Annotated in this window: 12 protein-coding genes and 1 pseudogene; 11 read left to right on the top strand and 2 right to left on the bottom strand. The window is 35.0% G+C overall.

Translation table 11 applies throughout. From position 1 onward, the window contains the following. Positions 1–18 precede the first annotated feature (18 nt). Positions 19–708: a 4Fe-4S double cluster binding domain-containing protein gene (locus CALHY_RS03515; protein ID WP_013402630.1), complete on the top strand. Its 690-nt coding sequence runs from the start codon at positions 19–21 to the stop codon at positions 706–708. A gap of 3 nt (positions 709–711) precedes the next feature. Here CALHY_RS03515 and CALHY_RS13380 read toward each other — a convergent pair whose 3' ends face one another. Then, positions 712–870, bottom strand: a complete 159-nt coding sequence (locus CALHY_RS13380; protein ID WP_013402631.1) for a DUF1540 domain-containing protein — start codon at positions 868–870, stop codon at positions 712–714. Positions 871–973: 103 nt separating this feature from the next. On the opposite strand from CALHY_RS13380, the gene csaB reads away from it, so the two are divergent. The 9 genes and pseudogenes from csaB to CALHY_RS03560 all read left to right on the top strand — a co-directional run bounded on the left by csaB (position 974) and on the right by CALHY_RS03560 (position 12,634). Then, positions 974–2,812, top strand: a complete 1,839-nt coding sequence (gene csaB / locus CALHY_RS03520; RefSeq protein ID WP_013402632.1) for a polysaccharide pyruvyl transferase CsaB — start codon at positions 974–976, stop codon at positions 2,810–2,812. After that, complete coding sequence (locus tag CALHY_RS03525; protein ID WP_013402633.1) at positions 2,813–3,664, top strand: YitT family protein; 852 nt, start codon at positions 2,813–2,815, stop codon at positions 3,662–3,664. 110 nt (positions 3,665–3,774) lie between these two features. Further along, positions 3,775–4,623 (top strand): transketolase, encoded by an 849-nt coding sequence (locus CALHY_RS03530; RefSeq protein WP_013402634.1) that lies wholly within the window; start codon positions 3,775–3,777, stop codon positions 4,621–4,623. Position 4,624: 1 nt separating this feature from the next. Continuing rightward, positions 4,625–5,566 carry a transketolase family protein gene (locus tag CALHY_RS03535; RefSeq protein WP_013402635.1) on the top strand — a complete coding sequence of 314 codons (942 nt, stop codon included), beginning with the start codon at positions 4,625–4,627 and terminating at the stop codon, positions 5,564–5,566. A gap of 592 nt (positions 5,567–6,158) precedes the next feature. Then, positions 6,159–7,306: pseudogene (locus CALHY_RS03540) on the top strand (IS110 family RNA-guided transposase). A 345-nt stretch (positions 7,307–7,651) separates the two neighbouring features. Then, positions 7,652–8,506 carry an AraC family transcriptional regulator gene (locus tag CALHY_RS03545; protein WP_013402636.1) on the top strand — a complete coding sequence of 285 codons (855 nt, stop codon included), beginning with the start codon at positions 7,652–7,654 and terminating at the stop codon, positions 8,504–8,506. 962 nt (positions 8,507–9,468) lie between these two features. Beyond that, the gene (locus CALHY_RS03550; RefSeq protein ID WP_013402637.1) at positions 9,469–10,833 is read left to right on the top strand and encodes a sugar ABC transporter substrate-binding protein; all 1,365 of its coding nucleotides are present in this window, start codon (positions 9,469–9,471) and stop codon (positions 10,831–10,833) included. A 79-nt stretch (positions 10,834–10,912) separates the two neighbouring features. Then, positions 10,913–11,785 (top strand): carbohydrate ABC transporter permease, encoded by an 873-nt coding sequence (locus CALHY_RS03555; protein WP_013402638.1) that lies wholly within the window; start codon positions 10,913–10,915, stop codon positions 11,783–11,785. Between the two features lie 3 nt (positions 11,786–11,788). Next, a complete protein-coding gene (locus CALHY_RS03560) occupies positions 11,789–12,634 on the top strand; it encodes a carbohydrate ABC transporter permease (protein WP_013402639.1) in 846 nt (281 codons plus the stop codon). Between the two features lie 293 nt (positions 12,635–12,927). Here CALHY_RS03560 and CALHY_RS03565 read toward each other — a convergent pair whose 3' ends face one another. Continuing rightward, positions 12,928–14,358, bottom strand: a complete 1,431-nt coding sequence (locus CALHY_RS03565) for an ISNCY-like element ISCahy1 family transposase (RefSeq protein ID WP_013402019.1) — start codon at positions 14,356–14,358, stop codon at positions 12,928–12,930. A gap of 167 nt (positions 14,359–14,525) precedes the next feature. Here CALHY_RS03565 and CALHY_RS03570 point away from each other — a divergent pair, with 167 nt between their 5' ends. After that, entirely contained in the window at positions 14,526–16,538 is a 2,013-nt protein-coding gene (locus CALHY_RS03570) for a glycoside hydrolase family 31 protein (RefSeq protein ID WP_013402640.1), read from the top strand. Positions 16,539–16,555 lie beyond the last annotated feature (17 nt).

Consider the following 16,555-nt stretch of genomic DNA (forward strand, 5'->3'; position numbering starts at 1 on the left):
AGAGAGAGTGGTTATAAAATGCTTTTGGAAGAACTTAAAAAGATGCTACTTAGCGAAGGTGCAAGTGATGTAGGATTTTCTTCCATAAATCAATATTTGCCAGATGATTTGAAGATGTTCAAAACTTGCATAACAGTGGTTATAAAGCTTTCAGATGCCATTATTAACCAAATTGTTGACTCTCCAACATTTACATACTATCACCACTACAAAGCTGTCAATAACCTCATTGACCTTTTGACCTTAAAAGGTGTGCTGTTTTTGGAATCAAAAGGATATTTTGCCATGAGCGTTGCTGCATCACAAAGTGTCCACGGCAAGGACAATGGGTTTTCGGGTGTGCTGTCACACAAAATAGGAGCGGTACTGTCTGGCATGGGTTTTATTGGGAAGAGTAATCTTTTTGTCCATGAAAGATTTGGGCCGCGTGTGCGCCTTGGGACAATTCTCACAACATATGAACCAGAAAATGAAATTAAAAATAATATTATTGAACCAAAATGTGGCGATTGTAATCTTTGTGTTGTGAGCTGTCCTGCACAGGCAATCTATGGAAGAACATGGCATTTAGGTATTGATAGGAACGAGATGATAGACCCCCATGCATGCAGCAGTTATATGAAGGAAAAGTTTAAGTTCATTGGGCGGGGTCAGGTGTGCGGCATATGCATGAGGGTCTGTCCTTATGGAAGTGAAGTCAAAAGATAGGTGTTATCTTCGAAGCTGGTAGGTGTGACAGTTTGTTTTTTCCTTTGTTCCATGGGCAGAAGATCCGCCACCATCTACAGAAACTTCAATTGATGGTGCTGTACATCTTTTGTTATCCCAGTACATGCAGTCGGAAACATTGCATGTGATTCTGTCTGGCATCTTCAATACCTCCATTTTGATTTGAGTTTGCAGCTTTCAAAGTTTATTTTCTGCAACAAAACTTAGGTTTATTCAAAATAATGAATTTGGGTGAGAAAATCAAATGAAAAATATTGTAATATCAGGATATTATGGACAATTGAATACTGGTGATGAGGCCATACTGAGGGTTTTAATAGATAAGCTAAGAGAATATGAAAGAGAAGAGAATGAAGATTTAAATATTGTTGTTCTCTCCTCAAGACCCGAGCTTACAAGTAAGCTTTATAATGTCGACTCTGTAAACAGAAAGAAGATTTGGAGAGTTGTAAAGTCAATAAAAAAGTGTGATATCTTTATTTCTGGTGGTGGAAGCCTGTTTCAAAATGAGACAAGCAATAGGAGTCTTTATTACTACCTATTTCAAATTTTTGTTGCCAAGCTGTTTGGTAAAAAGGTTTTTATTTTTTCTCAAGGAATAGGACCAATTAAAAAGTGGTATAATATTCTAATTTTCAAGCATATAATCAAACTTGCTGATTATATAACAGTGAGAGACTATGACTCTTTTGACCTGTTGCATAGACTAAAGCTTAAAAAGAGAGTGGACTTGTCAGCAGACCCTGCATTTTTACTTAATCCCTGCTGCGAAAAGAGAGTAGAAAAATTATTAGAAAAATATAACATAGACTTCAATAAAAAGACAATAGGGATAGTGGTAAGGAAATGGAAAAAGGAAAAGGATATGGCCGACAAGATTGCTCAAATTGCTGACATTCTTATAGAAAATGAAGGATATAATGTGGTGTTTATTCCATTTCAGGGTAAGTGGGATATAATAAAAATAAATGAAATTATTTCGAAAATGAAGAATAAACCATATATTCTCTCTGAAAATTTTCAGCCTCACGAACTGCTGGGCGTTTTCAGGAATTTTGATTTGATAGTAGGTATGAGACTTCACAGTCTCATTTTTGCAGCAATAATGAATACAAGATTTATTGGGATATCCTATGACCCTAAAATTGATAGTTTTCTTAAGATGTATGGGCTCAAACCGGCAGGATATGTTGACAGTTTTGATATAAACAATGTGCTTATAAATATTCAATACATGTTATCTGAAACAAAAATGTTGAAAAAGATTGAGCAGACCACACAAAATATGGTTCAAAAAGCAGAAAAGTCTTTTGAAATTTTAAAAGAGGCTCTAAATTCTATAAAGAAAAAGAAGAGCATAAACGTCCTGGATGTGAGAGTTGATTGTGTTAACTTTTATAAAGCAAAAGAGAAATGCATTGAGTTTTTGGCTACGTCCTCGCCCCATATTGTTTTTACACCAAATGTGGAAATGATTATGCTCTCACAGAAAGATGAGAAGTTCAAAAAGGTGCTAAACTCAAGCGACCTAAATATTCCTGACGGCATTGGGGTTGTTTGGGCATCAAAGTATTTTGGTGAAAAGCTATTTGAGAGGGTCACAGGTTTTGACATGATGATGTCTCTTATGCCAGAGCTTGAGAAAAAGGGCTGCAGAGTATTCTTGCTTGGTGCAAAACCGGGGATTGCCGAAAAAGCAAAAGAAAATCTTTTAAAACAGTTTAAAAATTTGGAGATTTGCGGGGTTTATCATGGATATTTTAGTGAAGAAGAGAATGACACGGTTGTGGAGATTATAAACTCCTCAAAAGCAGATGTTTTATTTGTTGCAATGGGTATGAAAAAACAGGAAGAATGGATTTACAAAAATAAAAAGAAGCTCAAATGTAAGCTCATTATGGGTGTTGGTGGCAGCCTTGATGTTTTGTCAGGTGAGGTAAAAAGAGCACCTGTGATGTTCCAAAGACTTGGTCTTGAATGGTTTTATAGGTTAATTACCCAGCCCTGGAGGTTCAAAAGGATGCTTGCACTTCCTAAATTTGTACTTGTTGTTTTGAAAACCAGAATATTTGGGGGAAGATAAATGACCAGAAAAATTTTCAGGATAATATATGAATATGCTGCAATAACTTTTGGTTCGCTTTTGGTTGCACTGTCGCTGAATCTTTTTCTTGTTCCAAATAAGATTGCAGCTGGTGGTTTTTCTGGCATTGCAACAGTTGTATATTATGTTTCACATTACAAGCTTCCTGTTGGTATGACCATGCTTGCCCTTAACATCCCTGCCTTTATTCTTGGTGTTAGAACAATTGGCGTGGATTTTGGTGTAAAAAGCGTTTATGGGACGGTCATACTTTCAGTGCTCACGGACATCACCAGATTTGTCCCCTGCATTACATATGACAAGCTTTTGGCGTCAGTATTTGGTGGAGCGCTGATGGGGATTGGTCTTGCAATTGTTCTATTGTTTGGTGCAACAACTGGTGGGACAGAAATGCTCGCTAAAATAATTCACAAGTTCATTTCGTTCATCTCTGTTGGCCAAATTCTTCTGGGACTTGATGTTGCTGTTATTGTGCTTGCATCGATTGTATTTAAAAACTATGAGCTTGGACTTTGGGCAGTTTTGACTCTTTTTGCATGTTCAAAACTAATTGATGCAATACTGGAAGGTGTAAACTTTGCAAAGGCGCTCATAATAATCTCAGATAAATCTGACATAATTGCTGAAAAAATTTTAAAAGAGCTTGACAGAGGTGTAACAGGGCTTCATGGCATTGGGATGTGGACAAAGACAGAGAAAAATGTTCTGCTGTGCGTTGTAAAAAGACATGAGGTAAGCTGTGTCAAAAACCTTGTCAAGAGCATTGACCAAAGAGCCTTTGTGATTTTAACAGATGTTCGTGAGGTTTTAGGTGAGGGTTTTTCTGTTTGAGTAAAAAATGATTTAATGGTATAATATAAAGAAAAAAGAACTAAACCACCAGTTAACTGGTAAAACACAATCCAAAAATTGTATCTTACAAAGGAGGTTTAAAAGCTAAGATGGACAAGGCAAAAGAGCTTGAACTCAAAAAAATAGCAACCGAGATAAGAAAGAGTATAATTATTCAAACTGCTTCGGCAGGGTCTGGTCATCCTGGCGGGTCACTCTCTGGCGTTGAAATTTTGACATATCTTTACTTTGTTGAGATGAATATTGACCATAAAAATCCACAAGACCCAAACAGAGATAGGTTTGTTCTTTCCAAAGGACATGCATCGCCACTTTTGTATGCCGTTTTGGCTGAAAGGGGTTTCATCAGTAAGGATGAGCTAACAGGCTTTAGGCAGATTTATTCAAATCTCCAAGGCCATCCTGACATGAAAAAGGTGCCAGGTGTTGAGATGTCAACAGGGTCGCTTGGGCAAGGTTTATCTGTTGCAAACGGTATGGCATTGGCTGCAAAGCTGGATGGAAAAGACTATAGAGTTTATGTTTTGCTTGGTGATGGTGAGATTCAGGAAGGTCAAATTTGGGAAGCTGCAATGACAGCTGCACATTACAAACTTGACAACCTGACAGCATTTTTAGACCACAATGGGCTTCAGATAGATGGCAAAATCACAGAGGTTATGTCACCTGAGCCTGTTGATGAGAAGTTCAAGGCATTTGGCTGGCATGTGATAAAAATTGACGGACATGATTTTAATCAGATTGAAAAGGCTGTAAACGAGGCAAAGACAATAAAAGGAAAACCCACAATCATAATTGCTGAAACAGTAAAAGGCAAGGGTGTATCATTTATGGAAAATGAAGTAGGCTGGCATGGAACAGCACCAAATAAAGAGCAGGCACAAAAAGCTTTAGAGGAGCTACAAAAGCAGCTTGAGATGTTGGAGGTGCAAGGATAAGATGGCAAAGATAGCAACAAGAGAAGCATATGGTCAGGCATTGGCTGAGTTTGGTGAAGTATACAAGGACATTGTTGTGCTTGATGCTGACCTTTCAAAATCAACAAGGACAGAGATTTTCAAGAAAAAGTTTCCTGACAGGTTTTTCAATATAGGAATTGCAGAACAGGACCTTATGGCAACTGCAGCAGGGCTTGCAACATGTGGTAAGATTCCATTTGCAAGCACATTTGCAGTCTTTGCCGCTGGAAGAGCTTATGACCAGGTGAGAAACTCAATAGGCTATCCACATCTAAATGTTAAGATTGGAGCATCACATGCAGGTGTATCAATTGGCGAGGACGGAGCATCTCATCAGATGCTTGAAGATATAGCTTTGATGAGAGTAATCCCTGGGATGGTGGTACTCTCTCCTTCTGATGCAACATCCACATATGAGTGTGTAAGACTTGCAATTGAGCATGAAGGACCTGTTTATATTCGTTTGGGTAGACTTGGTGTTGAGGATATTTACAAAAAAGGAGAGCTAAAGCTCACTCTTGGCAAAGGCATTGTTCTTCAAAAAGGGACAGATGTTGGAATTTTGGCAACAGGGCTAATGGTTCATGAAGCTATAAAGGCCGCAAAAATGCTGCAGGATGAGGGAATTTCAGTATATCTTGTTGACATGCCGTGCATAAAACCGATTGATGTTGATTTGATTTTAGATGTTGCAAAAGTGGCTGGCTGCATTGTCACAGCAGAAGAGCACAATGTGCTGGGCGGTTTTGGAAGTGCTGTTTCTGAGGTTTTGATTCAAAACTATCCTGTACCGGTAAAAATGGTTGGTGTAAATGATGAGTTTGGAAGGTCGGGTAAGCCTGAAGATGTTCTCAAGTTCTATAAACTTACAGCAGAGGAGATTATAAATAAAGCAAAAGAGGTTATGAAGATGAAAAAATAAAAGATATATGGTGGCCGCCCTCATGAAGAGGGTGGCTTGCATAATTATTATCGTACGCTTCTTTAGAAAAAAAGGCATAATATAGCATTTTAATGTTTGATTAACATAAGTTGAGTCAAATCAACAAGGAAATAAGTCATTTCTGTTTTGTATGTAATGAGGATAGGGAACGTAGAATAAAGAATTCTCTTTTTTAACCTGGGGTTTCATATTGAGAGCCACATAGGAAAGTGGTTATGTATTTTTTAAGCTGGCTTCTTGGCCATGGCGTCTTTATATTGTGTTATGATCTTTTTTATTTTTAAGCATGGAAATTAATTGAGAGATGGTCCTGGGGACAGACAGAAAGTTTAAACTTTCTGATTACCCGTAAAAAAAGATTAATCATTCTATTCAAGGTAAGTATAAACACTTTGGCTGATAGAGGTTAGCTCACTTCAAAAAGCTGATTTCTCCTATCACTCGCAAGGTTATTTACTTACCTTCAAGCGGAATGGAACTTCCTTGCCTAAATTAATTGTGAAATCTTTGATTTAAAACAACATATGAAGAAGAACTTACTACAAATGACAGAAAGGCCTATTGCAGGTATTTGTGTTGCTTGACTTTAAGCGAAATTGCTATTATTTTACTTTCTTATAAAATAGTTGCTCGATTGCAAACAAAACTCTTCAGATTTAAAGAAAGCTACTGACATGCTTAAAAAAGTAGGAAAGAATTTTGCAGCTGCCCATGTAGTTGTTATGGAATCAACAGGGCATTACCCCAAAATCCTCTTTCACTACTTCACTAAAATCGGATTGGAAATGCTTATCTTAAATCCCCTCCAATCTGATTCTATTAAAAATATCTCAATAAGAAAAGTAAAAAATCACAAAATTGATGCTTTTAGAATTGTTATACTTTACAAATTAAATCAATCAAACATAATTATCTTGCCTCTTGAGACTATTGAATCTGGGATTTGTTCAAAAACTGCTTTAGTTGTGTTAGGAAAATATCCTGCACTAGAAGATATTCTCAATGCGGACAGAAATGAATTAATATCTGTGATTCAGCAAAATTCTCATTAAAGCTATCTGTGGGTTTGTGAAAAGTACGAGCTGCTATATAAGAAAGCTCAGGAGTTTAGAGAAATTTCTATTTCCGATTTAGCAAACATAACCATGCTAAAAATTTACATAGATACTATAAGAACCTTGGAGAAAAGCATCCAACGAATAATTGAAGCTATTGAAGAAATAATTAAGGAGAGTTCGCAAACAGGAGAATCTATTCTTTCGACAATAGAACTTTTACAAACAATTCCTGGTGTAGGATTTATCTCAGCAGTGACCATTTTGGCTGAGGTAGGAGACTTCAAGAAGTTTTCAAAACCGAACAAATTAGTTGCATATTTTGGTGTAGACCCCTCGGTAGTTCAAGCAGGGCAATTTGTTGGTACGAAGAACAAAATGTCAAAAAGAGGTTCAGAAATATTGCGAAGAGTATTGTTCTGCGTAGCTTTTGCTAATTATTAGGACTAAGAGAAATAACCAGCCCTGTAATCCTGTGCTATATGAGTATTATCAGAGAAAGTGCCAACAAAAGCCCAAAAGAGTCGCTTTAGGTGCTGTTATGAGGAAGATAGTGTGTATTATCTTTGCTGTAGTGAGAGACAATAAACCTTTTGAATTCAGAACACCTGAAGAACATATTCAAAAGTATTTTAGTAAAGCAGCAGTTGTGAACTGTAAATAAGCAATTGTTTTATTGAAAGTACATTGGTTAACCATAATACTTAGAAGCCTCCATTTATTATGTTAACTGAAGATGGATGGTTTAGCTTTTTTGCGCCTTTTTAGAAAATTAATGAAAAAAATTTATTCAAAATTTTTTTAAAAACCTCTTGACTTTAATTAGCTGGTCTCTCTTCTTTTTATAGCCTTCTGCTCTTCAGTATTTTCGTACATCTTTTCGCTATGGTAAATATCTTTACACCTATTCGAATGAATTGTAAAAAAGACGGCTTTTTTGTTTTTGTGCATTTGTGATAAAATAAAATTATATTAAAGCTTAAGACAGTATTTTGGTGGTGGTGAGATAATGGATGAAAAGATAAAACTCAAAGAAAAAGTCCAACATGGAAGTCCAATGTTCCCAATAAATGTATACGGAAATCTGTTTGTGCCTGAAAATAACCCAGTTTTGCCACACTGGCATGATGAGTTTGAAATAATCTACCTTGAAAAAGGTTTGGCAAGTTTTGCTATAGATGGTCAAGAGTATAGATTATTACCTCATCAGTTCTTGTTTGTAAACTGCGGTTCAATCCATTCTGGAAAGGCTATTGACTCTCCTGAGGCGTATGCAATTGTATTTAACCTAAATATGCTCTATTCAGGAGAGTCAGATATTTGCAAAAGCAAATATTTACAGCTGATTGAAACTAGAAAACTTTTAGTTCCTCATTTTGTTGAAGACATTTCTTTGAGAGATTTGATATTTAACCTCATAAGGATATGGAAAGAAAAAAGATGCGCTTATGAACTTTTTGTAAAATCAAATCTTTTTATGATATTCTATAATCTCTTTGCTAAAGGGTATATTGTCAGTAATAGTTATGATAAAGAATTTAACTGGAGACTTGAAAAGATAAAATCTGCTCTTGATTATATCAGTTCAAATTACGCTGCTCCCTTAAAGATAGAAGACCTCAGTAGAATTACTAACCTCAGTAAGTACTATTTCTGTCGGCTTTTCAAAGAGATTACCCACCTTACTCCAATCGATTATATAAACAAGTTTAGGGTGGAAAAAGCTATAGAGCTTATCAAAAATACCAATCTTAGCATATCAGAAATAGCATTTGAGGTGGGTTTTGACAATGTAAGTTATTTTATTAAGGTTTTCAAGGAGCATGTAGGTGTAACACCTTTACAATATAAAAAGAGAGTGTGAAATCTATATTATCTCTAAAGTTTTTAGAAGTAATTTTTGGTATTTTATGGTAAAGAAGAAATAAAATAATAAACTTTTTTAAATTATTGAATAAAATTTTATTACAATTATTTCACTCAAATCTATAAACATGTCGTAATTCTACCAATTAGTTGTACCACGGATATTTAAGAAAGATACAATAACCGCTAACTGGATTTATGTATTTATCTATCAAGTAAGTAATTTACAGCCGGGACTATTATTAAGTCTTATAATACTCTGAAACAATTTCCCTTCCTTTATGTTGAACTCTAATTCCTAAGACTAAATACTTTGTTCTTTTACACAACAAAACGCACTATTATTTGTTTTAAAATAAATCCATTCGGTGTGCCGCGTTTGTTCTTCTTTTTTTGGGTATCTTAACTTAGTATTCAAAAATGTTAAGTACTTTGTCTATAACTTCATAGATTTAAAAAATACTCGTTTTAATATTTTGTGAAATGGTATAATTTTTATGTAAGCCATTCTTTGTGGTCATTTTTATTATTTAATTTTTTCTTATTTTACTACATCAGATAGGTTTTTTTTTCTATTTCCTGTACAATTATTACCTAAAATAGAAATATCATTTATTCGGTAAGTTACATTACTACAGTGTTATTTTGTCATCTACTTTTTAACTTTATTCAAAAGCAAAATTGTTATAAAAAAATGCAAAATTGTATTAGAAATTTAGCACAGAATGTTGATACAATTTATACTGTATAGAAATAAGAAAAGGTATCAATTATAGTTTTCGGACCAATATGGTATTAAGAAGAGATTAATAAAAATCTAAAATAAAGACAGAATTTTTATAGCCATCTGCAATAATGCGTATTAAATGATATTATATTACATTCATAATATAGCTAAATTCTAAGGTATAATGCCCCCGGGTGGCATTTATATACAATCAGGAAAAAAGGAGGGAGACTATGAGGTTCAAGAAAATATGGAAAGTATGGGTGATACTAGTAGTATTTGGCATTACTCTTCTCTTAGGAAATGCGATGTATCTGACTAAAGCTAGTAATTCGCAACAAATTACTCTGACTGTTCAAACTTACCATTCAACTGACCAAACAACTGGTACTGGATACTATTTATTACAACAGTTTAAACAGTATGAGAAACTGCATCCAAATGTAAAGATAATTCATAATTATGTTCCGTTTGGTGAGTTAGTGAAAAAACTTATTGTTCAAGCAATGAGTAAAAAGATGCCAGATATTGTTTTTGCTGACAACCCAGATGTCCAATATCTAGCAAGAAGTGGTGTGTTTAAAGATATAACAAATATAGTAAAAAAATGGGGTATATGGAATGACTTTACACCAGGTTCTCAGTTAGCTGTAACTTATAAAGGTAAAATATGGGCATTACATCATGATACTAACAATCTTGCATTATGGTACAACAAGGATTACTTCAAACAAGCAGGAATAACTGTTCCTCCCAAGACGTGGGGAGAATTGCTGGAAGTTTGCAAAAAATTAAAAGGAAAACTCCCCAAAAATGTATATCCAATAGGATTTTCTGCAACCAATACGGAAGAAGCAACATGGCAGTTTGAACCATTTTTATGGAGCAATGGTGGAAACTTATTAGCACTGGACAGAAAAGAATCAATAGAGGCACTTAACTTATGGGCTACACTTGTAAAAAATGGCTATGCTCCGAGAGATGTTTTAAATTGGGGGCAAGGAGACCTTACTACTTATTTCAAAAACAAACGTTTGGTAATGATTATACAAGGATGTTGGGAACTAACAGAGAATAATCTAGCTGATTTTAAAAAGCATGGATTAGTATATGGAATAAATTTTGATATAACTTATATTCCAGTGCCACAAAAGGGGAGGAAAGTAGTTGTACCTGCGGGGGGAGAATGTTTTGCATTACCTTCGACCTCTAAATCGCCGAAGGAAGAAGTTGCAGTTGATTTATTGAAATTTTTATATGATTCTAAAAATATGGCTGAATTTTGTAAAAATACAGGGCGGATCCCTACACGGAAATCGGCTATTGATATAATGATAAAAGAAAGACCAGATTTGAAGGTATTTGCTGAACAAGCAAAAAATGCTTTGCCACGACCTGCTGCAGGTGGAGGAGAAAAATATACTCAGATATCAGCAATTACAAGGGAAGCAATTCAAAAGGTTTTATCAGGCAGTTTAGGTGCTCAAAAAGCCTTTAGTGATGCAGCTGAAAAGATAAGAAAACTCTTTACTTCTGAATCAGAGTATAAGCAATGGTTAAAAGAAGCCGATGAAGCTTTAAAGAAAGTAAGCAAATAGTGGTGGAAAGTATTATATAAATCCGTGGAAGGCATGTAAAAGTGCCTTCCACGGCCTGTATTAGAAAGGAGAAGGCTGAATGAGTAGAAGGGAAGATTGTACAAAGTATTTATTTATACTTCCTGCTTTGGTATTTACTGTATGTTTTACTCTTTATCCACTTATTTATAACCTTTTATTAAGCTTCAAAGATGCAACAGCAATGAGTTTAATGGAAGGAAATAGCAAATTTATAGGATTGAAAAATTATATCGATATTATAAAAGATCCAGTATTTACAAGAGTGGTTTTAAATACAATTATATTTACAGTAGGGTCAATATTGTTTCAATTTATTATTGGCTTTTTAATTGCATTGCTTTTTGATAATGACTTTCCAGGAAAAAATTTTATGATTGCTCTTGTAATGTTACCATGGTTTGTTCCTGTGTTGGTAAGCGCAACAGTATTTAAGCTTTTTTTTGCTGATACAGGGTTGTTAAATAACGTGCTTTTATCATTGAGGCTGATTCGACATCCAATACCTTGGATTACAGACGCAAGCAAAGCTATTTATTCTGTAACTATTGCTAATATTTGGTTAGGAATTCCTTTCAACTTTATAATGATATACACAGGATTGAGAGGCATACCAAGAGAAATATACGAAGTGGCCGAATTAGATGGTGCTATTAGTTATAAAAAGGTGTTTTATATAATATTGCCAATTCTCAAGCCCGTTATTATCACTACAATTCTCCTTGGTACAATATTCACTGTAAAAGTATTTGATTTAATTTGGATTATAACAGGGGGAGGACCAGGTAATTCTTCACATCTGTTCAGTACTTTAGCATATAAGCTGGCATTTACTGATTATAATTTTGGTATAGGTACAGCAACAACTGTAATAATGATTTTAATAATTGTAATAGCTGTAAGTATTCTCAATCAGATAAAAGTGGAGGAGTAAAAAATGAGAAAAATGAGGAGAAAACAGCAAGGAGAAAAAAAATGGAAAATTACTCTAGTAGCTTTGATTCCAGTAATTTTGATAGTTTTTCCTATATGGTACATACTAATTGGGAGTATGATGACAACACCACAAATTTTTCATCAACCACCTTATCTCTTTCCACCTCATCCTAAGGAAGCAATTGAAAATTATTCAACAGCAATTAAAGGTATTAGAAATGCTTTTTTAAATAGTATTATTATTACGGGGGGAAGTATGTTAGTAATTTTAATTCTGTCAACCCCTGCTGCATTTGCACTTGCTAAGCTAAAACTGAAATTCAAGAAAGCTTCCTCATTTACCTTACAATTAATACAAATGTTACCGATAACATCTACGATTATACCATTATATCTCTTATTTCAAAAAATCAATCTTTTGAACTCATTTATAGGAGTTATTGTAGCTATTTCTTCTTTTGGTATTCCATTCATAATAATAATGTTAATCCCCTATATGAATTCTTTCCCTACAGCTTTGATGGAAGCTGCTGAAATAGAAGGTGCTTCATTATGGGTAATTTTCACCAAAATCGTAATACCGCTTTCTCGACCAGCATTAACGACCGCTTCATTATTTGCATTTTTACAAGGATGGAATAATTTTGTATTTCCTCTTACTCTTTTGCAAGATGATACGTTATATCCACTTAGCATCCGATTATTTACCTTTGTGGGAGAATTTGGGACTCAATGGAATTACTTGATGGCAGGAAGTATGATATATGCTTTGCCATCAATAATTCTAATTTTGATTGGAAGTAAGTTTTTAGTTACAGGATTAACAGCAGGTGCTTTTAAAGAGTAAAAAAAAAGTATAAGTACTTAATAATTCATAGGCGTTTGCAAAATAGGTGGTGATTGAAGGTAAAAGGCACCAATACTAACATGAAATACAATCAAGATACAAAAAGAAAAGAGAAGTGAAAACCAAATATTATCAATACCAACAAAAATAATCAGCAACAAACATATGACAAAAATTAACAACTTCAAAAAAGACAATAATATCCTAAGCCTTCTTAACTCCTTGTTTTAGAAGGTTAAGTAAAAACAAAACCAGAAATTTTTTGTAAGAAATAGATTTAAAAAATAGTAGTATTAAGCGATAAGTTTTTTGAGCTTGTTAAGTTTTTTGATAGTCAATTTAGAGCAATAGAGTTTGATATTGTGAGCGAGAATAAACAAGAGCGAGAAAGTAATGGCAGATAGCAAGAAATCAGAGAAAATAGAAATATGGTCATAAGTAGAGATAGTATCAGAGCCCATGTAGGATTTCAGGTGGTAAATAGTCTGCTCTACAGCGACACGTTTTTTGTAGAGGTCAAAAAACTCTTGTGAATTTCTGTTGATACCTGGGAAAGAGCGAAAGTTATCTGGGTATGTATAGAACATTCTACCCGATTTAGAGGTAGTACAAGGCTGAGGGCAAGAGCAGATGCGTTTGCCATCTTTGTATTGTGACATAGGGCAAGTCCATTTAAGGCGCAAAGAGCGATTTTTACCCTGACATTTGCCTTCGGGTTTAAAAGGTTTGTTGAACTTTTTGCAGATAGGGATACCATCTTCAGAAATAACGATATTGGGGTCTGATGTAGGTGTAGTATTTTTAGAAGCTCTTGTATTTAGTGGAATAACGATTTTGGAGAAGTTAAAGGTATTTTTTAAAGTGGAGTATATGTTGTGGGAATCCAAAGCACTGTCGGCGATGAAAGTGGAGAAATTTTTGGGGATATAAGAGAATAAAGTTTCGAGCGAAGGAATTAAACCTTTAGAGTCGGAGATAGCTTTTGCTTCTTGTGGGTCAGAGGAAGGGGAATCATAGTTAAACAGAGGTACTAAAGCTAAAGGGATACCGAGAGCGTTGGTAATGACTGCAAATTTTAAAGCCCAGCAGAAATGGCCATTTACAAACATAAGACGGATGTTAGAATTAGCGTTAGCAGTTTTAGGCAAAGAAGAATAAACGAGAGAGTAGACTTTTTCAGAGGGAAGTTCAGGGTTAGCTTTTGAGGTATTTTTCAGCAGTAGATGAATGAATTTAGGATTGTTTTCACGAACCTTTGGGACAATACCTGTTGTGTCGAAGATTAAGATTGAAGAATCTTGAGGGCATTGTTGGATGGAAATATTATGTGCATGGATAGAGATATTTTGAAAAAGTTTATGGATTTCACTTGCAAATATTTTTCTAAAGCGAGAGAGAGTAGAGATAGAAGGGACATTGCCATGAAGATTACAAAATGAGCGAAGTTCGAATGAGTTGAGTAAGACAGCACGAAGCTGAGTTAAAGTATTGAGTTTGAGCAATTTTTGGACGAGGAAGCAACAAAGCATAGATTCTAAAGAGAAGTATCTATGCTTACCGAAATATTTGTAGTAGGCATTGTAGAAAGAAGAAGGTATATAATGTGACAAGTCAATGAATTTATTGAACAAGCCCAAGAGGCTTTCAGGCTTGTAGAGAGCCGAAGCCTTTAGGTGGGAGAATAGGTCTATGAAAGAAAGTTGTTTAGGTTTGGTGTTGAACATTTTGGAACCCTCCTCATAGTAGAAAATTTGTTTTATATAATCATATTTTACTACAATTATGAGGAGGGTGACCAGTCTTTTTTGATTCTATGTAAAGCTTGATAACGCTCATCTTGAGCGTTTTTGCAAAAGGCTAACTTAATAATTCAGGTAAGGAGGGATTATTGATGAGTATATTAACATTTACTGACAATAAGCTTATTAGAAAGTTTGATGGCGAGACAATTTGGATTGAACCATGGGGTAAAAATGCTTTAAGGATTCGCTGTACAAGGCTGGCAAAGATGCCTGAGGAAAATTGGGCGTTATTACCTGTAAATTCATCTGAAGTTGAGGTTAAAGTAAATGGTAATTCAGGTTTTATTAGAAATGGCAATGTAATTGCTGAGATAAATGAATATGGCTTTATAAAAATTAAAAACAGCAAAGGTGATGTGTTATTAGAAGAATATTGGCAAACTCGGATCGATAAAAATAATAAAATTTCGCTACAGATTCCTGGTAGAGAACTTAAACCAATACCAGGCGGATTATATAAAGCTAAGGTTGTATTCAAAGGCTGCAATGACGAAAAAATGTATGGGTTGGGACAACATCAGGAGCCTTTTTTGAACTTAAAAGGTTGTGAATTTGAGCTGTCTCAAAGGAATTCTCAAGCGACGGTTCCTTTTATTATCTCGAATCGTGGGTATGGTTTTTTATGGAATAATCCGGCGGTAGGGAGAGTGACATTTGCCAAAAACGGAACACAATGGGTAGCAGAAGTTACCAAAACGATAGATTATTGGGTTACAACAGGAGAAAATATTGAGGAAATTATTGAGAACTATACGGAAGTAACTGGACGATATCCACCTATTCCATATTTTGCAACAGGATTTTGGCAATCAAAACTGAGATATCACTCTCAGGATGAGGTTTTAGAAGTTGCTCGTGAGTATAAAAAACGGGGATTACCGCTTTCGGTTATAGTTATTGATTTCTTCCACTGGCCACAGCAAGGTGAATGGAGATTTGATCCAAAATATTGGCCGGATCCTGAGAAAATGGTGAAAGAACTCAAAGATATGGGTATAGAGGTAATGGTCTCAATTTGGCCTACTGTTGATCCAAGAAGTTGCAACTACCAAGAGATGAAGGAAAAAGGATATTTAGTGCAAACAGATCGGGGTATACGGACACAAATGCTGTGTCAAGGTAATGAAGTCTTTGTAGATTTTACAAATCCTGAAGCTGGGGAGTATGTGTGGAACAAAGTAAAAGAAAATTATTTTAAGTATGGTATAAGGATCTTTTGGCTTGATGAAGCTGAACCCGAATATAGTGTTTATGATTTTGATAACTATAGATATTCCTTAGGGCCGTGTCTTGAAGTAGGGAATATTTATCCTTTCTATTATGCGAAGGCTTTTTATGAAGGTCTAAAAAAAGAGGGAATTAATGACGTGTTAAATTTGGTGAGATGTGCATGGGCTGGTAGCCAGCGATATGGAGCGTTGGTATGGTCGGGAGATATCCATTCAAATTTTAAGACTCTCCGGAAGCAAGTTGCAGCTGGATTGAACATGGCTTTATCTGGTATTGCTTTATGGACCACGGATATAGGCGGATTTTTTGGTGGAGATCCTAAAGATCCAAAATTTCAAGAACTGATTGTACGTTGGTTCCAGTATGGAGTTTTTTGTCCAGTATGCAGATTACATGGTTATCGTGAGCCTACAGCTCAGGATGTAGGGAATAATGATACAGGCATGCATGACTTTGACACATGTGGTCCAAATGAAGTTTGGAGTTTTGGGGATAAAGCTTATGAGATAATTAAAGAATTGTTATTCTTAAGAGAAAGGTTACGTCCTTATATTGCTGAACAATTTAAGCTAACTCATGAACGAGGAACTCCGATTATGAGACCATTGTTTTATGATTTTCCACAAGATGATATTACTTGGGAGATAGAGGATGAATATATGTTTGGACCAGACATTTTAGTAGCTCCAGTTTTGTATGAAGGTGCGACGTCTCGAAGAGTGTATTTACCAGCTGGGGTGAAATGGGTAGATGTTAATTATGGCAAAATATATGAAGGTGGACAATGGATTGATAGTTATTATGCTCCATTAGAGGTTGTACCTGTATTTGTAAGAGAAAGTGCTCCAGTATTGGATTGTTTTAGAAGATAAAAGTTTTGTACTTTGTC

The organism is Caldicellulosiruptor hydrothermalis 108, assembly GCF_000166355.1.
Taxonomy (GTDB): Bacteria; Bacillota; Thermoanaerobacteria; order Caldicellulosiruptorales; family Caldicellulosiruptoraceae; genus Caldicellulosiruptor; species Caldicellulosiruptor hydrothermalis.